The organism is Thermaerobacter litoralis, from assembly GCF_054654595.1.
Window position 1 is genome coordinate 165069 of sequence record NZ_BAAIES010000011.1, and the last position, 17805, is coordinate 182873.

The following is a 17805-nucleotide window of genomic DNA, read 5'->3' on the forward strand; positions in this document are numbered from 1 at the left end:
TCAAATCTTCCGCCGGGAAAAGGAACGTTCCTCCTGCGCCTCCGGCCTCCCACCGCGGCGGGTGCCGGTGCCGGGTGCTGTCGGGGTGGGTGGCGCCCGGCGGGCTTCCCCCGGGCCTGCGGCGGGCGCGGCGGGCGCTGGTTCCGGGCGCTGCAGGATCGCCATCACCAGCCGGTGATCGGAGGCGGCGTGATCCAGCACGGCCCGCGCCCGCACCCGCCAGCCCGCCACCCAGATCAGGTCGATGGCCGCCCCCCTTGCGGCCGCCGGTTCCACCCCCACCCAGCGGGGCCGGCCCGCCTCCCCGCCGGTGGCCGGATAGGTCGGCGGGATCCGTCCGGCGCCGGCCAGCGCACAGGTCAGCACCTGCCGCAGCGGCGCCAGCTCGGGGGCATCCGCGGGGGTGTTGAAATCGCCCACCAGCACCACCGGCCCCGCCCGGCGCAAGCGGGCCGCCCGCTCCGCCAGGGCCCGGGCCTGGGCCGCCCGCTCCGCGGCGGAGAGCCCCAGGTGGGTGACCCCGAGCCAGGCCGGTTCGTCCCGGCCGTCCGGCGCGGCCACCTGGAGCCAGAGGCAGGCACGGGGCTCGCCCCGGGAGGGAAGCCGCTGGGGATCGACCCGGAGGACGGTCCCCCGGGCCCCCGGCTTGGGCTCGGTCCCGGTCGCCGGCGGTCCGAGCCAGGCCAGTCCATAGGGCCCGCCCCACTGCACGGTGGCGTGGAAGAACCAGGGCCGGCCCAGGGCCGACCCCAGCCACGCCGCCTGGTGGATGCCCCCGCTGCGCCGCCGGCCGCCGTCCACCTCCTGCAGGCCGACCCAGTGGGGATCAGCCTGCTCGAGCACGCGGCGGATCCCCTCCAGGTCGACCCGGCCGTCCAGGCCCCGGCCGTGGCGGATGTTCCAGGTGGCGACGCGCCACCCCCCGTCCAGCCGCTGCGCCAGGTCCCTGCACCTCCCCGCCGGCCAGCGGGCCCGGGGCTTCCCGCCCGGGTCCCTAGCCCGCGGCGGTACCGTCCCCTCCGTCCTCCCGGCGCGGCCGCGCCGCCCGGTGCCAGCCCCGTTCCATCAAGACGCCGGCCATGTAGGCCAAGAGGATCGTCGGGATCAGCAGCCCGGCGAAGTTGGTCCAGAAGATCCCCACCGCCAGCAGCACCGCGCACACCGTCAGGGCGGTGCGCATCTCGCCGCGCACCCCCCAGGAGATCCCGAGGGCGATGGTGGCGATGCTGATGAGGATCTTCCCGATCAGCAGAAGGATGTCCAGGATGTCCATCCCCGGCCTCCTTCCCCGTGCGGCCTGGTCAGGCCCTGCGCGGCCCTGACGGGCTGCGCTGCCCGCCGGCGCCGGCGGGCCCGCGGCCCGCGCTGGGCCTCGTGGTCCCATTTTGCCTTATCCCGTGTCCTCCGCCATCTCCGGCACGGGATGGGGCGGCCTGCGACCCTGGAGCACGGCGGCGCAGTTCTCGGCCGCCAGCCGGGCCATGCGCCAGCGGGCGCGGCCGGTGGCGCTGCCGACGTGGGGTAGGGCGATCACGTTGGGCAGCTGCAGCAGCGGGTGGTCGGGAGGAACCGGCTCCCGGTCGTAGACGTCCAGCCCCGCCATGGCCGGCCGCCCCCGGCGCAGCGCCTCCACCAGGGCCGCCTCGTCGACCACGCCGCCCCGCGCCGTGTTGACCAGGATGGCGCCCGGCTTCATCAGGGCCAGCCGGCGCCCGTCGATCAGATGCCGGGTTTCCGCCGTCAGGGGCACGTGGAGGCTGACCACATCGGCCTCGGCCAGCAGCTCGTCCAGCCCCCGGTACTGGGCCCCCAGCTCCGCCTCGGCCTCCGCATCCCGGCGGCGGCTGAAGTACAGGATGCGCATCCCGAAGGCGCGGGCCCGCCGGGCCACCGCCCGGCCGATCCGGCCCAGGCCGACGATGCCCAGGGTGGCGCCGTCCAGCTCAAGGCCAAGCCATTGCAGGGGGTGCCAGGTGGTCCAGCGGCCGGCCCGCAGGTCCGCCTCCGCCTGGGGCAACCGCCGGGCGCAGGCCAGGATCAGGGCGAAGGCCAGGTCGGCGGTGGCCTCGGTGAGCACGCCCGGCGTGTGGGTGACCAGGATGCCCCGGCGCCGCGCCGCCGCCACGTCCACGTTGTCATAGCCCACGGCGCAGTTGCTCACCACCCGCAGGCGCGGCGCGCGGGCCAGCAGCCCATCGTCAATGCGGTCGGTGACCATGGTGATCACCCCATCGACCTCGGCCAGCCGGCGGGCCAGCTCCTCCCGCGGCGGCGGGAGGAACTCGGGCCACACCACCACCTCCGCCCACCCTTCCAGGGGAGCCAGGCTGCCGTCGGGGACCTGGCGGGTGACGAAGACCCGCGGGCGCTGGTGCACGGCGATCCCTCCTCGCTGGGGCGAAGACGGGGCGCGGTCTTGAGGGGCGCGGCCTTCACCGGCGGCGTCCGTTGGCACGGCCTTCACCGGCGGCGCGGCCTGCGCGGCGCGGCGTCCGCTGGTACGGCGTCCGCGGCACGGCCTTGGCAGCCGTGGGCGCCGGCGACCCCTCGTTGCCAGGGCTCCCGCCCCGCCAGGGGCCCGAAGCCCGCCGCAGGAACCCCGGCCCGCCCCCGTCCCGGGATGGTCCCGGCGGGCCCTGGGTATGGTGGAACGACGCCCGCTCAAAAACCCGCGTGAACAAAAACCCGCGTGAAAAAGAACGCAGAAGAACGGAACCCGCCGGTACCCGGGCCCCGGCCCCTTCTCTGCTACGGCATCGGACCGCCCGTTCCTTGCACCCTTGCGGAAGAACCGGCCCGCCGCGCCGCCCCACTCGACGCCGCGCAGAACCAATCCAAGCCGCACCGAGCCGCTTCATGCCGCCCCCACCCGCTTTTGCTGCCACGAACCGCTCCAGGCTGCTGGGAAGAGCGCGTCAGCCCCACAGAAAAGCCCGGCTCCCCGCCGCAAAAGCGGCTTCCGCCTCGGATGGGACCCGAACTATAATGGGCAAGGCATCGAGGCCCGTTCAGGGAGCCGCAACCGGCCGCCGGACAGGCCCGCTGCCGCCGGATCGCCCCGGGGTCGCCGCCCGGGCGCCGGCGGCGGTGCCGGCCGCCAACGGTGAGGTGGTTCGTCCCGGAGAGAGCGCCCGGCCAAAGGGGGGATCCAGCCGTGCAGGCCGCCGAGTGGGCCCGCGACATCAGCGACATCCTCCACGGCGAGGACGAACAGGGCGCCCTGGAACGGCTGGCCCGGTTGCAGCCCTTCGACCGGGCGGAGGTCCTGACCCAACTGGAGCCGGCAGACCGCCTGCGGCTGGTCCGCAGCATGCCGGTGCCGCTGGCCGCCGAGACCCTGGAATACCTGGAGCCGGAAGCCCAGTACCGGATCCTCGACCACCTGGACGAATCCCTGGCGGCGGCCCTTTTGCGGGAGATGTCCAGCGACACGGTGGTCGACCTGCTGCTCGCCCTCCACCCCCTCCAGGCGGCGCGGCTGAAGGCGTGGCTGCCCGACGCCTACCGGGAGCGCATCGACACCCTGATGACCTTCCCGGAGAACACGGCGGGCAGCCTGGCAACCATCGAGTACATCGCCGCCCGGGAAGGCTGGACCGTCCAGCAGGCCCTGGACCACGTGCGCAAGGTGGGACACGACGCCGAGGTGGTGTCCTACGTCTACGTGGTGGACGCCCGGGGGCGGCTGGTGCGGGTCGCCTCCCTGCGCGAGCTGATCCTGGCCGATCCCCAGGCGCCCCTGGCCGCCGTCGGGCGGGACCAGGTCATCGCCGTGCGCGCCAGCGCCGACCGGGAGGAGGCGGCGCGGCTCCTGACCAACTATGACTTCGTCGCCCTGCCCGTGGTCGACGACCAGAACCGGCTCCTGGGCATCATCACCATCGACGACATCGTGGACGTGATCCACCGGGAGGCCACCGAGGACATCCAGCGCCTGGGCGGCAGCGTCCCCCTGGCGGAGTCGTACTTCAAGACGCCGGTGCCGGTGCTGTTCCGCAAGCGGGTGGGGTGGTTGCTCACCCTGTTCCTGGCCGAAGCCTACACCAGCACGGTCCTCCATCATTTCGAGGGCGTCCTCGCCCGGGTGGTGGGACTGACCTTTTTCATCCCCCTGCTGATCGGCACCGGGGGCAACACCGGCAGCCAGACGGTGGCCACCCTGGTGCGGGCCCTGGCGGTGGGCGAGGTGACCTTCCGGGACATGTTGCGGGTCCTGGCCCGGGAGGTGGCCACGGGGGCCCTGCTGGGCGCCGTGATGGCCGGCGCCGCCCTGGTCCGCGCCTACATGCTGGGCGTGGGGAACCCCTTGGGGCCGGTGGTGGCGGTGACGGCGTTGTTCATCGTCGTCTGGGCGTCCATGGTGTCGGCGGTGCTGCCCCTCCTGCTCCACCGCCTGCGGGTCGACCCGGCGGTGGTGTCGGGCCCCTTCATCACCACCCTGGTCGACGGTACGGGCCTGTTCATCTACTTTTCCGTCGCCCGGGCCCTGCTCGATCTCTGACGACGCCGCGGCGGTCGCGGACCGGGGCGCGCCGGTGGGTTCGGGAACGCCGGCGGGTGACGGGGTGCGCCGGCGGGAACCACCCTTAGCGTGCGGAGCGAATGCGGCCATGCACCATCGCCACACCACACCCCATCCCGGCGGGACGAACCGGCCCCGGCCGCCCGCGATCCCCGGCCTCCCGGCGGCCCCCGGTGCAGTCCCGGCCTCTGGCCAAGGGGCGGTTTCCGGGTTGCCGGGTGCGCCGGCCCTCGCTGGCCGCCCCCGGGTCCCCGGGGCCATCCTTCTCGCCGGCCACGTGACCGGCGCCCTCCCCCTCCGCCTGGCGGGGGCCCGGCCCAAAGGCGCGGCCCCCCTGCCCGCCGCAACTCCCCTGGGGCTCGGCCTGGCCGTGGCCGTCCGTCCCTGGCGCATGCCGCCCGGGTCCGGCCCCTGGCCGGCCGCAGGACGACCGGCCCCCGGTTTCCCCGCCGACCCGCTGCAAGGTCGGCTGGCCCGGGGCCTGGTCGCCGCCCTTCACGGAGGTCCCCTGCTCCCGCCCCTGGTCCTGGCCCGGGATGCCGCCTTGGAGCTGGGCGCCTGGCCGCGGGCGGCCGCCATGGCCCTAGGCGGCTTGCGCTGGGCCGGCCCGCCGCCGGGATGGGAGGTGTTGGGTCCCGCTTCGGCCCCGGAGGACGCGGGAGAGGGTGCCCCGCCCGCCGGGGATGGCGGGTGGCCGACCCCCGCGGCCGCCGCCCGGGCCGCCGCCTTTGCCGCCCTGCCGCCGGACTGGCTCGCCCCCCTGGCCCGGGGCCTGTTGCTGGTGGCTTCCGGTGACATCGCCGCCCGCGGAGCCTGGCCCCCACCCCCCGAGTGGGAGTGGGCTGCCCGGTGGAACCGCAGCAGCGATGGGGCCCTGGCCCGCGCCCTGGACCGGGAGGCCCGCTGGCTGGCCTGCTGGCGGCAACGGCTGCCGGTGGACCTGCCCGTGGACCCGCGCCCCCGCCGCCGGCCGGCAGCGGAGGAAGGGCGCGTAGCGGGGGACGGGAGCGCAGCGGGGGACGGGCGGGATGAAGCCGGCCTCGCCGGTACCCCAGCTGCCACCGCGGGGATCGTCGTCGCCCGGGCGGCGCCGGGCGGGGCGGGCCCTGGGGGCGGACGGGGAGCCGCCGCGGCGGGCGATGATGCCGGCCCGAGCCTGGCTGCGCTACTGCGGGAGGCGGCCGCGGGGTGCCGGTTCCTCCGGGAAGAGGGGCTGGTGCCGGCGGAGGTGGCCGGTGCGTGGATCCAACTGGAGACCCACCTCCGGGACCTGGGATGGGATCCCGAAGGGGCCGGTGCCCCGCCCCTCTGGCCCGCCTGGCACGTGGGGTGGCCGGTCTGGGCGCTGTGGCTCGAGCCGGCCGGCGCGGGAGACGGGGCCGGCACCCGGCGGGTCGCGGCCGAACTGGTCCGCCGGGGCTGGCGGGTGACCCGGCTCCACCCGGTGGTGGTGGGCGCCCACCTGCGGTTGGACGTCCCGGGGCCCCAGCCGCGGCCGGCCGCGGGAGACGACCCGCCCCCGGGGTAGGCGCCTCGGCGGAAAAGAGTGGCCGGCCAGCCGGCGAGAAGGATCGGCGCGTCCGCAGCCGAAGGCCTGCACGGATCCGGTCCCGCCGGCAGGCCGCCGAGGTGGCCGTGCGGGCCGCCGGGCCGGGCGGCAGGGGTTGGCCGGGAGAGGACGGCCGGAGGGGGCGGCCGGAAGGCAGCTGGCCCGAGGGGAAGGAAGGGAAGGACGGTCGAGGATGACCCAGACAGGAGAAGCGCCCAACCTGGCGGTGGCCCGGGCCGCCCTGCGGCTGGCCACGTCGGCCAGCCGGACCGACGAGGCCCGCATCAAGGACGAACTGGCCCGCCACGGCATCCGGGGCGTGGCCGTGGACTTCGGGGGACCCTACGTGGAGTCCATCGGCAGCATGGTCCAGCGGGCCATCGTCGCCGCCCGCCGGGAAGGGGTGATCGCCCCCATCCACCCCCACGAGGGGGCCGTGGCCGGGGCGGCCCGGGAAGCGCTGGCCCAGCTGGCGGGGCGGGCCCTGGGGTTCAACGTGGGCGGCAAGGTGGCCATCGCCCGCCTGGGCGAGCACCTGGCCTGCGCGGTCTTCGTCGGCGTGGGGCTGGTCCACCTGGACGACGTGGCCGTGGGCCTGGCCCACCGGGCGGTGCCCGACGTGACAGCCCGGGACTGACGGCCGGCGGCCTGCAGCGGCTCCACCCGGCCCCCGGCCCCCAGCCCCGCGGAGCGCGGGGCGGCCTGCGCCACCGCGCCCGCCGCTCCGCCGCCGCGCCCGCGGAATCTTCTTTGGCAACCTTCGGGGTCTTCCGTGACCTTCGTGGTCGTCCGCGGGCCGTGGTGCGGTGGTGTGAGCGTACCGCCGCCGCTCCCGGCACCTGGCCCGGGATCCGCCCATCCAGGACTGCAAGGTCTTGCCGGCGCGCCAGGACCGTTGTATATTCCCCATTAACAACCGGGCAGGCCGCCCCGGCGGCAGGCTGCAGCGCCGGTTCACCCCGGCAGGGCAGGGCGCCGGTTCGTCCGGTTCGGCCGTTTCGACTGGTTCGACCGGAGACGACCCCTGGCGCCGGTCCCCCGGGCGGGATCGCCCCAGCAGGACACCGGCAGGGTGAAGGACGGTAGGCAAGGGGGCCGATCCCGCACCGCGGGCTGCACCCCGGCGGGCAAGGGCCTCCCGGGCGTATCCCCAAAACCCATCGGCAACCGCTGCGTAGAACGGTAGGACGGTAGGGGCGGACTCCTCCCGCCACCACCCGGTGGCTTTTTCGTTTCTGCGCACGGGCCGGGCAAGGAGGGAGCGATGGTGCGTGGGATCCGGGGCGCCGTCGTCGCCGAGGACAACAGTCCCGAGGCGATCCGTCACGCCACCCGGGAGCTGTTGCAGGCCATGGTTGCACTGAATGAAGCTTCAGTCGATGATATTGTTGCCGTATTCTTCACGGTGACCCGGGACCTGGACCGGGCCTTCCCCGCATCCGCCGTGCGGGAGCTGGGCTGGACCCACGTCCCGCTGCTGGACGCCATGGCGCCGCCGGTGGAGGACGACCTGCCCCGGTGCATCCGGGCGCTGGTCCTGGTCAACACCGACCGGTCGCCGGCCGAGATCCGCCACGTCTACCTGGGCCAGGCCCGCTGCCTGCGGCCCGACCTGGCCGCCTGGCAATCCAACGGGACCTTGGCCGGCATGGCCGTCGCCCAGGCCCTGGCGGGAGGGAACCGAGGGTGATCGTCATCATGCATCCCCATGCAACGCCCGACGACGTCGAGCAGGTCCAGGAGCGCCTCCGCCAGGCGGGGCTGCGGCCCTACGTGGCCCGGGGCGACGAGCGGGTGGTGATCCACGGGCACGGTGACCCGCGGGCCCTGGACGGCCAGCAGGTCCAGACGCTGCGCGGGGTCGAGCGGGTGGTGACCGTCAGCCGGCCCTACAAGCTGGCGAGCCGGGAGTTCCGTCCCGAGCCGACGGTGGTCACCGCCGGCGGGGTCCCCTTTGGCGGCGACGCCATCCCCATCATCGCCGGCCCCTGCTCGGTGGAGAGCGAGGCCGGCATCCTGGAGATCGCCGGGTTCCTCCGGCGGGTGGGTGGCGCGGCCCTGCGGGGCGGCGCCTTCAAACCCCGCACCTCCCCCTACAGCTTCCAGGGCCTGGGTGAAGAGGGCCTGCGGCTGCTGCGCCGCGCCCGGGAGGCGACCGGGCTGCCCGTGGTCACCGAGGTGATGGCGCCCGAACAGGTGGAACAGGTGGCGGCCTACGCCGACGTGCTGCAGATCGGCGCCCGGAACATGCAGAACTTCCCCTTGCTGCAGGCGGTGGGGCGGACCCGCAAGCCGGTCCTGCTCAAGCGCGGCTTCATGGCCACGGTGGAAGAGTGGCTCCTCGCCGCGGAGTACATCCTGGCCGAAGGCAACCCCCACGTGATCCTGTGCGAGCGGGGCATCCGGACCTTCGAGACCTCGACCCGCAACACCCTGGACCTGAACGCCGTGGCGGTGGCCAAGACCCTGACCCACCTGCCGGTGATCGTCGACCCCAGCCACGGCACCGGCCACCGCGAGTACGTGATCCCCATGGCCCGGGCCGCCATCGCCGCCGGCGCCGACGGGTTGATCGTGGAGGTCCACCCGCGGCCGGATCAGGCCCTTTCCGACGGAGCCCAGAGCCTGGACTTCGCCCAGTTCGAGCAGCTGGTCGCCCAGGTGGAGGCGGTGGCCCAGGCCCTGGGCCGCCACCTCTTCCGCCACGGGGACGAACGCGGCCACCAGGCCGCCCCCCAGCGGGCCGGCGGCACCGCAGCCGCCGACGCCGTCGCCCCGGGCGGGCGCTTCCGCCGGGAGGAGCTCCACGAGGGGGATCGAAGCCGGGCGGCCGAGCGGTCCCACCCGGCCGCGATGGCGGCCCCGGCGGCGCCGGGGCCGCGGCGGGCCGCCGCGGGTGGAGGCAACTAAGCGGTGACCCCAGCGGCCGCGGATGTCCCCGGATCCTTTTCCCCGGCCGGTGCGGGCGAGGGCGGCGCCGGGGCGGCGGGGGGCCAGCCCTCGGGGGGCGGCGGCGGGGAGGACGACGGCTTCGCCCGCACCGGCCTGGCGGCCTGGCGCCGGCGCACCCTGGCGGTGGTCGGTTTGGGCCAGATCGGCGGCTCCCTGGCCGCGGCCGCCCGGCCCCTGGCCGGCCGGGTCCTGGGCCTGGATCGGGACCCGGCCGCCGTGGCGTACGCCCGCCGGTCCGGCTGGGTCGACGCCGGTTCGTCCGGCGGCTTCGAGCTGGTGGCCGAAGCCGACGCGGTGGTCCTGGCCGTGCCCATCAGCGCCCTGGAGGACGTCATGGCCGGGATCCGGCCCTACCTGCGACCGGGAACCCTGGTCACCGACACCGCCAGCGTCAAGGCGCCGGTGGTGGCGGCGGCCCGGCGCCTCTTCCCCCACGGCGTCGCCTTTGCCGGCGGCCATCCCATGGCGGGGACGGAGCGCTGGGGCGCGGGGGCTGCCGATCCCGCCTTGTTCCGCGGCCGCACGTGGGTCCTCACCCCGGCCGCGCCCTGGGGGGAGCCGGCGGCGGCGCCCTGGGCGTCCCTGCTGGCCGCCCTGGGCGCCCGGGTCCTTTTCCTCAGCCCTGACGAGCACGACCGCCATGTGGCCCTGACCAGCCACCTGCCCCTGCTGGTGGCAGCCGCCCTGGCCGGAACGGCCCGCCGCGCCGCCGGCGAGTTGCCCCACCTGGCCGATCTGGTGGCGGGGGGCTTCCGGGACACCACCCGGGTCGCCGGGGGCCACCCCCTGCTGGGCCGGGACATGCTGCGGGCCAACTGGACCCAGCTGGCGCCCTGGTTCGAGCTCCTGCGGGAGGAACTGGACCGGCTGGCCCGGCTGGCGGCGTGCCCGGAGGGGCCATCCGGCCACGCCTTAACCGGCCGGTCGCCCGTCGCCACCGCGGGGGACGCCGCCGCGCCCGGCGCGGTTCCCGCCAGCTCCGGCCGGCGGCAGGAGGGCTCCGCAGAAAGGACGGCGGCCGGGGCCGCGCCCGGCCAGCAGCCTGGTCGGGCCGCGGCGCCCGTCCCGGGTCCGGTCCCTGGTCCGGCCGGGCACCCCGCCGGCGACCCGCTGTACCGGTACCTGGAGGGCGCCCGGCGGTTCCGCGCGGCCGTCCTGAAGACCGGCTCCACCCCCGCGCCGGGGGAAGGCGGTGGCCCAGGGGAAGAGAGCGCCCCACCGCCGCACCGCCCGGACGCCGGGTGACGGGCGGCGCCCGCCGTCCATCGGACCGGCAGGCCAACCCGGTTCGCCGGACCGGCCGGGCCGGCCCCCGGCGCCTCCAGGGGCCAGCCGCCGCCACGGGACCGGCGAGGTCCAGCCAGGGGCCTGGCCACCGGCCTGGCGGAGAGGCCGGTCCCATGATCCCTGACCCAGTGCGAGGATCGGTGACCTCCATGGAGCGCGTGACATCCTCCCTGCACCCCGGTTCCGAACCCCACGGCCCGGCCTTGGCCCGGGTTCGGGCGGCGCGGGGCCTGGCCGGAACCCTGGTCGTGGCCGGCGACAAGTCCATCGCCCACCGGGCGGCCATGCTGGCCGCCGCGGCGGGCGGCCGGGTCGTCCTGGAGAATTACGCCCCCGGCCGGGACGCCGCCTCGACGCTGGCCTGCCTCCAGGCCCTGGGCACGGCGGTGAGCCGGCCGGCACCGGGCCGGGTGGTGCTGGATGGTCCCGGGATCGGGGGCTGGCGCCCCCCGGCGTCCCCCCTGGATGCCGGCAACTCGGGCACCACCATTCGGCTTCTCCTGGGCCTCCTGGCGTCCCGCCCCTTTGCCGCCACCCTGACGGGGGATGAATCCTTGCGCCGCCGGCCCATGGGCCGGGTCGTCGAGCCCCTGCGGCGCATGGGGGCGCGGATCACCGGGCGCGACGGCGGCCGGCTGGCCCCCCTCACCGTGCACGGCGGCGCCCTTCAGGCGATCCACCACGACAGCCCCGTGGCCAGCGCCCAGGTCAAGAGCGCCATCCTCCTGGCCGGGCTGTTTGCCGCCGGACGAACCAGCGTGCGCGAGCCCGCCCTCTCCCGGGACCACACGGAGCGGCTTCTGCCCCTCTTCGGCATCCCGGTGGAGCGGGACGGCCTGACGGTAGCCGTGCGGGGCGGCGGGCAGCTCCGGGCGCCCGAACGGCTGGTCATCCCGGGCGATCCCTCGGCCGCGGCCTTCTACCTGGCAGCCGCCGTGCTCTGCCCGGACAGCCGGGTCACCCTGCAGGGGGTGGGGGTCAACCCGACCCGGACCGGTTTCCTCGAGGTGCTGGCGGCCATGGGGGCCCGGCTGCAGGTGGCGGTCCGGGATGGGGCCGGTTCGTCCGGCACGGTGGGCGGCCGCGCCCCCGTCCGCCCCCCCAGCGTCCCCGCCAGCGAACCCTCCACCGCCGGCCTCCCCGGCGAGCCGGTGGCGGACCTGACCGCCGAGACCTCGGCCCTAGAGGCGGTGGAGATCGCCGGCGACCTGATCCCCCGGCTGATCGACGAGATCCCGGTCCTGGCAGTCCTGGCCACCCAGGCCCGGGGGACGACCCGCATCCGCGATGCCGCCGAGCTGCGGGTCAAGGAGACGGACCGCCTGGCCGCCCTGGCCGCCGAGCTCCGCAAGATGGGGGCCCGGGTCACCGAACACCCCGACGGCCTGGACATCGAGGGGCCCACGCCCCTCCAGGGCGCGGTGGTCTCGGCCCGGGGCGACCACCGCATGGCCATGGCCCTGGCGGTGGCGGGCCTGGTGGCGGCCGGCGAGACGGTGATCGTGGACGCGGGCAGCGCCGCCGTCTCGGACCCCGCCTTCTTTGCCAACCTGCGCCGGCTGGGAGCACCCGTCGCGGGGCCCCCCGCAGGACCTGCCGGCGGGCCCGCGGCCGGCCGGCCCGCCAGCGGCTCCCCGGCGAGCCCCCCGCGCGGAACGGTGGCCCCACGCCGGTACCCGGGGAAGGGGGCTGCGGCCGCCCGCGCGGAGGCCAAGGCCCGCCGGCTGGCCGTCCTGGGCCACCCCATCGGCCACAGCCTCTCGCCCGTCATGCAGGCGGCCGCCTTCCGGGCCGCCGGCCTGCCCTGGTCCTACACCGCCTGGGACGTGGCACCCGGGGACCTGGCCGCCGCCCTGGCCCAGGTGCGGTCCGATCCCGCCTGGGCCGGCGTCAACCTGACCATCCCCCATAAGGAGGCCGTCCTGCCCCTGCTGGATCGGGTCGACCCCGCGGCCCGCCGCCTGGGCGCCGTCAACACCGTGGTCCGGGAGGACGACGGAACCCTGGTGGGGTACAACACCGACGGGGCCGGGTTCCTCCGCGACCTGGAAGAACACGGCCTGCCGGCCGGGCAGCTGGCGGGCCGCCGGGCCCTGATCCTGGGGGCCGGCGGCGCGGCGCGGGCGGTCGCCTTCGCCCTGCTGGACGTGGGGATGGACGTGATCCTGGCCAACCGGACGGAGGAGCGGGCCGCGGCGCTGGCCCGGGACCTGGAGCGGGCGGGGGTCCAGGGCCGCCGGGCCCCGGGTCCGCGGGTGCAGGTCTTGACCCTCGACGATCCCCGCCTGCCCGCCGTGGCTGCCGGCTGCTGGCTGGTGGTCAACGCCACCAGCGCCGGCATGCCCCCGCAGGAGGGCATCGATCCCCTGCCCGCGACCTGCCGTCCCCACCCCGGCCAGGTGTTCTACGACCTGGTGTACCGGCCGGCGGTCACACCCTTCCTGGCTCGGGCGGCCGCCGCCGGCGCCCGGGCCATCGGCGGCCTCGGCATGCTGCTCCACCAGGGGGCGGCCGCCTTCGAACACTGGACGAACCGGCCCGCCCCGGTGGCGGCCATGCGGGCCGCCCTGGAGGCCGCCCTGGCCGGGCGGGACGCCACCGGCACGGGGCCGGCCCCATCCACCGAGCAAGGAGCGTGAACCCCTTGGCCTTGCGGCTGCTCACCGCGGGAGAGTCCCACGGGCCCGGCCTGGTCGCGGTGCTGGAGGGGATCCCCTACGGCCTTCCCCTCACCGCCGCCGACATCGACCGGGACCTGGCCCGGCGCCAGCGGGGCTACGGCCGGGGCGGCCGGATGAAGATCGAACAGGACCGGGTGCGGATCGTCGGCGGGGTTCGTCACGGGCGGACCCTGGGCAGCCCCATCGCCTTGTGGATTCCCAACCGGGACTGGGCCAACTGGGAGCGGGCCATGGCGCCAGAACCCCTCGATCCCGCCGCCCAGGCCGGCGCCGCGGCGGACTGGCGGCTGGAGCCCGTCACCCGGCCCCGCCCGGGCCACGCCGACCTGGCCGGGGCGCTGAAGTACGGCGCCCGGGACATCCGGGACGTGCTGGAGCGGGCCAGCGCCCGGGAGACGGCGGCGCGGGTGGCCGCCGGGGCCGTCGCCCGCAAGCTCCTTGGCTTGTTCGGCGTGCGCATCCAGAGCTACGTGCTGCGCATCGGGGAGGTGGCCATCCCCTCCCCCGCCCTGGACTACGGTGAAGACGGGCAGCCGCGGGTCGACCCGGACGCCCTGGAAGCGGCCACCGAGGCGTCCCCCGTCCGCTGCCCGGACCCCGCGGCGTCGGAGCGGATGGTGGAGGCGATCCGGGCCGCCGGGCAGGCCGGCGACACCCTGGGGGGCGTGTTCGAGATCCTGGTCACCGGGGTGCCCGCCGGTCTGGGCAGCCACGTCAGCGGCGACCGGCGCCTGGAAGGGCGGCTGGCGGGGGCCTTGATGGCCCTCAACGCCATCAAGGGGGTGGAGGTCGGCCTGGGCTTTGCGGCGGCCGCCCTGCCGGGCTCCCGGGTCCACGACCCCATCGGCTTCCGCCGGCCCCCGGCGACGGGCCGGCCCCCCGCGGGAGCGGCGGCGGCCGCCGTCCGGGCCGGCGCTGACGGCTGGCGGGGCCCGGCGGCCGGGTTCTTCCGGTATCGCAACGGCGCCGGGGGCATCGAAGGCGGCATTACCAACGGCGAGCCCCTGGTCCTGCGGGCGGCGATGAAGCCCATCGCCACCCTACGCCGGCCCCTGCCGTCGGCGGACTTGCTGACGGGTGAGCCCTTCGCCGCCCACCACGAGCGGTCCGACATCTGCGCCGTCCCGGCGGCGGCGGTAGTCGGCGAGGCCATCGTCGCCCTGGAGCTGGCCTCCGCCTGGCTGGAGAAGTTCGGCGGCGACAGCATCGACGAGATCCGCCGGAACTACGCAGCCTACTGCGAGCGCCTGGCCGCGTGGGTGGCCGGCCCCACCGGTGGCGCCGGGGAGGAGGAATCCCGGTGACCCAGGGTCCGCGGCAGCCCCAGCCGCCAGGCCTGCCGCAGCCGCGGCGGCTCATCCTGATCGGCCTGATGGGCGCCGGCAAGACCACGGTGGGACGGGCCCTGGCCGGGCGGCTGGGCTGGGCCTTCTTGGACCTGGATGAGCTGATCGAGCAGTCGGCGGGCCGGGACGTCCCCGCCATCTTCGCCCAGGAGGGGGAGGCCGGCTTCCGCCGGCGGGAGGAAGGGGCGCTGGCCACGGCCCTCGCCCTGGAGCGGGTGGTGATCGCTACGGGCGGCGGGGTCGTCCTGTCGGCGGCGAACCGGCAGCGGCTGGCGGCCGAACCCTGGGTGGTCTGGCTGGAGGCCCCGCCGGACGAACTGGCCCGGCGCCTGGCGGGCCCGGGGGCGGCCACCCGCCCCCTGCTGGCCCCGGCGGCAGGCGACGGCCCCGGCGGAGTGGCCGAGGGCGTCGTCACCGGCTCGGCGGGACCGGCGGCGGCCGGCTCCGCCGAGCACCGCGCCGCCTGGGAGCATCCCGCGGTCGTGCCGCCTCACCCCGCCACCACCGGCGCCGATCCCGGCCCCGAACCCACCGCCGGCGGGTCCGGCATGGCCCCCCACGCCCACGCCGCCCCCGGTGCCCTCACCGCCGCCGCGCCCGCCGCCCTCACCCGGCGGCTGGCCGGCCTCCTGGCCGCCCGGAGCGCCTTCTACGCAGCCGTCGCCCGCCACCGGGTCGACACCACCGGCCGCACCGTCGAGCAGGTGGTGGAGGACGTCCTGGGACGGCTGGGCCTCGCCGGCCATGCGGGGGCCGGGGCCGGCACCCCCGCGCCGCAGCCGCTCCCCGTCCCCGTGGAGGGGTCCTCTCCCGCCGTCGCCGGCAGGGAGGGGGTCGCGGTGGTTTCAGCCCCCCGGACGACATCCCCCGAGAGGACCGGATCCGCGGCGGGGGCACCCCGGCCCGATCTGATCGTCGAGGCCGGCCCCCAGCGCTATCCCCTCTGGGTCCTGCCGGGGGTGGTGGCGGCGCCCGGGGGACCGGGCGTCGCCCTGGACGAGTTGATCCGCCTCGCGACCGCGGGGGAACGGCTTTCCGGTGGGTCCCCTCCCGAGGCCACGGTCCCCGCTGGCGGCCCTGGCGCCGGCAGTACCCCGGTCAACGCCGGATCCGCCCCGCCGGTGCCGGCGGGTGGCGGCGGTGGGCCCGTCGCCCTTCTGGTCAGCGACCCGGTGGTCTCGGCCCTCTACGGCCAGCGGGTCGCCGCCGCCCTGGAGCGGGCCGGGTTCCGGGTGGCCCGGGCCGTGGTGCCCGCGGGCGAGGAGGCCAAGTCCCTGGAGCAGGCCGCGGCCCTCTACGACCGCCTGGTGGAGGCCGGCGCCGGCCGCGACGGGTGGGTCGTCGCCCTGGGCGGGGGCGTCGTCGGTGACCTGGCAGGGTTCGTCGCCGCCACCTACATGCGGGGGATCGCCTTCGCCCAGCTTCCCACCACCCTGCTGGCCCAGGTGGACGCCAGCACCGGCGGCAAGGTGGCGGTCAACCACCCCCGGGCCAAGAACCTGATCGGCGCCTTCCACCAGCCCCGGCTGGTGGTGGCCGACCCGGCCACCTTGGCCACCCAGCCACAGGCCGCCTACCGGGGCGGCCTGGCGGAGATGGTGAAGCACGCCCTGCTGGACGGCACCGACCACCTGGCCGCCCTCGAACGGGCCGTCCCCCTGCTGCTGGACCGGGATCCGGCGGGGCTGGCGCCCCTGATCGCCCGCTCGGTGGCCGTCAAGGCACGGATCGTGGCCCAGGACCCGGAGGAACGGGGCCCGCGGGCCTTCCTCAACCTGGGGCACACCTTCGCCCACGCCCTGGAGGCCGCGACGGGGTACCGGGTCCCCCACGGCGACGCGGTGGCCGCCGGCCTGGCCCTGGCGCTGGCCCTGTCGGAGCGGCTGGGCCTGGCGCCCCGGGGGCTGGCCGCCCGGGTCCAGGACCTGCTGGCCCGCCTCGGCCTGCCCGTCACCCTGGCGGAGGCCTGCCGGGCGTGGGCGGTCGACCCGCCCGGCGCCCAGGACCTGCTGGGGCGGCTGCGCCACGACAAGAAGAACCGGCAAGGGCGCGTCCGGTTCGTCCTGCTGGGCACCCCGGGCCGGGTCCACCTGCGGGACGACGTGCCCCCGGCCCTGGTCGAGGAGCTGGTCAAGGACTCCCTGGCCGGCCGGCTCCCGGCCTAGCCGCCGCCCGGCCGAGGCCCGGCTGGCGCCCGGCCTGGCGGCCGGCCGGCGACGCCCGCCAACCGGCGACACCGGCCAGCGGGCGAGCGGAGCACCCTGAGAGGGAGGTGGGGACCGCCGTGACACCGGCGCCCCAGGAACCGGCGACGCCGCAACAAAAACCAGCGATGCCAAAGGCCAATGCCCCGGCCGCACCGGCGGCCCATCCGCCGGAGGACGCCGCGGGCCCAGCGGGAGCCGGGACACCGGCCGCCAGCCGGATCCTGGTCCTGCACGGGCCGAACCTCAACCTCCTGGGCCGGCGGGAACCCGAGGTCTACGGCCGCCTCACCCTGGCGGAGGTGGACGCGGCCCTGCGGCAGCGGGCGGCCCGCTACGGGATCGCCGTGGACTGCTTCCAAAGCAACCACGAGGGGGCCCTGATCGACCGGCTGCACCAGGCGCCCGGCCGCTACCGGGGCGTGATCCTCAACCCCGGCGGCTATGCTCACACCAGCGTGGCCTTGCGGGACGCCGTGGCCGCCGTGGAGGGGCTGGGGGTGCCGGTGATCGAAGTTCATCTCAGCAACGTCCACGCCCGGGAGCCCTTCCGCCACCGGCTGCTCACCGCGGGCGCCTGCCGCGGGGTGATCAGCGGCCTGGGCGTGTGGAGCTACCTGCTGGCCCTCGAGGCGCTGGCCGCCCCCGGCGGGGTGGCTTCCCCCGGTGACCCCCTGGCGCCGGCCCAACCGGCATCGCAACGACCCGCCCCGCCGGACGAACCGGCCACACCGGCCGCGCCGGCGGGCCCGGCCCGCTAGCCTCCGGCGGCGGCCGCCGGCCGTCACCTGAGGGCCCGCGGCCAGGGACCTGATGGCCTGATGGCCCCGTGGCCCGATGGCCTTACCGCTCCCCCCGATCCGCCCAGAGCCGGTTCGCCACGGTGCTGACCACGCTGACCAGCAGCGAGCCGATCAGGGCCGGCACGAAGCCCTCCACCTCGAACCCGTCGACGACCGCCCCCACCAGCCAGAACATCAGGGCGTTGACCACGAAGGTGAAGAGGCCCAGGGTCAGGCAGCCGATGGGCATGGTCAGGAACAGCACCACCGGCCGGATCACCGCGTTGACCAGGCCGAGCACCAGCGCGGCCACCAGGGCCGCCCCCGGCCCGCTGACGTCGATCCCCTCCAGCAACCAGGCCACCAGCAGAATGGACCCGGCGCTGATCAGCCAGCGAATCAGCAGGCTCATCGCCCCATCCCTCCCCTGCAATCCCCGCCGGCACCGATCCAGGGCGGCCCGCCTCGGGATCGGAACGCCT

General features: G+C 76.5%; 14 protein-coding genes. 10 read left to right on the top strand and 4 right to left on the bottom strand.

All coding sequences use genetic code 11. From position 1 onward, the window contains the following. From ACYQ02_RS11425 to ACYQ02_RS11435, 3 genes are all read right to left on the bottom strand, one after another. On the bottom strand, positions 1-942 hold the full coding sequence (locus ACYQ02_RS11425) for an endonuclease/exonuclease/phosphatase family protein (protein WP_460040690.1): 942 nt from the start codon (positions 940-942) through the stop codon (positions 1-3). Between the two features lie 52 nt (positions 943-994). Continuing rightward, complete coding sequence (locus ACYQ02_RS11430) at positions 995-1273, bottom strand: hypothetical protein (RefSeq protein WP_460040543.1); 279 nt, start codon at positions 1271-1273, stop codon at positions 995-997. 117 nt (positions 1274-1390) lie between these two features. Then, complete coding sequence (locus ACYQ02_RS11435; RefSeq protein WP_460040544.1) at positions 1391-2377, bottom strand: 2-hydroxyacid dehydrogenase; 987 nt, start codon at positions 2375-2377, stop codon at positions 1391-1393. 777 nt (positions 2378-3154) lie between these two features. On the opposite strand from ACYQ02_RS11435, the gene mgtE reads away from it, so the two are divergent. The 10 genes from mgtE (at position 3155) to aroQ (ending at position 17302) form a co-directional block, all read left to right on the top strand. Further along, the gene (gene mgtE / locus ACYQ02_RS11440; RefSeq protein WP_460040545.1) at positions 3155-4501 is read left to right on the top strand and encodes a magnesium transporter; all 1347 of its coding nucleotides are present in this window, start codon (positions 3155-3157) and stop codon (positions 4499-4501) included. A gap of 232 nt (positions 4502-4733) precedes the next feature. Beyond that, positions 4734-6050, top strand: coding sequence for a hypothetical protein (locus tag ACYQ02_RS11445; RefSeq protein ID WP_460040546.1), 1317 nt, complete (start codon positions 4734-4736; stop codon positions 6048-6050). A 214-nt stretch (positions 6051-6264) separates the two neighbouring features. Continuing rightward, entirely contained in the window at positions 6265-6708 is a 444-nt protein-coding gene (locus ACYQ02_RS11450) for a HutP family protein (RefSeq protein WP_460040547.1), read from the top strand. A 627-nt stretch (positions 6709-7335) separates the two neighbouring features. After that, a complete protein-coding gene (aroH, locus tag ACYQ02_RS11455; RefSeq protein ID WP_460040548.1) occupies positions 7336-7761 on the top strand; it encodes a chorismate mutase in 426 nt (141 codons plus the stop codon). Next, positions 7758-8981, top strand: coding sequence for a 3-deoxy-7-phosphoheptulonate synthase (gene aroF, locus ACYQ02_RS11460; protein ID WP_460040549.1), 1224 nt, complete (start codon positions 7758-7760; stop codon positions 8979-8981). Before aroH ends, aroF begins: the two co-directional genes overlap by 4 nt. Before the next feature lie 3 nt (positions 8982-8984). Beyond that, positions 8985-10268 carry a prephenate dehydrogenase gene (locus tag ACYQ02_RS11465; RefSeq protein ID WP_460040550.1) on the top strand — a complete coding sequence of 428 codons (1284 nt, stop codon included), beginning with the start codon at positions 8985-8987 and terminating at the stop codon, positions 10266-10268. Positions 10269-10459: 191 nt separating this feature from the next. Beyond that, a complete protein-coding gene (aroA, locus tag ACYQ02_RS11470) occupies positions 10460-12949 on the top strand; it encodes a 3-phosphoshikimate 1-carboxyvinyltransferase (protein WP_460040551.1) in 2490 nt (829 codons plus the stop codon). 11 nt (positions 12950-12960) lie between these two features. Beyond that, on the top strand, positions 12961-14295 hold the full coding sequence (gene aroC / locus ACYQ02_RS11475; RefSeq protein WP_460040691.1) for a chorismate synthase: 1335 nt from the start codon (positions 12961-12963) through the stop codon (positions 14293-14295). Then, positions 14292-16502, top strand: coding sequence for a 3-dehydroquinate synthase (aroB, locus tag ACYQ02_RS11480; protein ID WP_460040552.1), 2211 nt, complete (start codon positions 14292-14294; stop codon positions 16500-16502). The genes aroC and aroB overlap by 4 nt, the downstream gene beginning before the upstream one ends. A 119-nt stretch (positions 16503-16621) precedes the next feature. Next, the gene (gene aroQ / locus ACYQ02_RS11485; protein WP_460040553.1) at positions 16622-17302 is read left to right on the top strand and encodes a type II 3-dehydroquinate dehydratase; all 681 of its coding nucleotides are present in this window, start codon (positions 16622-16624) and stop codon (positions 17300-17302) included. 82 nt (positions 17303-17384) lie between these two features. Here the strand turns inward: aroQ and ACYQ02_RS11490 are convergent, their stop codons facing one another. Continuing rightward, entirely contained in the window at positions 17385-17735 is a 351-nt protein-coding gene (locus ACYQ02_RS11490) for a phage holin family protein (protein ID WP_460040554.1), read from the bottom strand. Positions 17736-17805 lie beyond the last annotated feature (70 nt).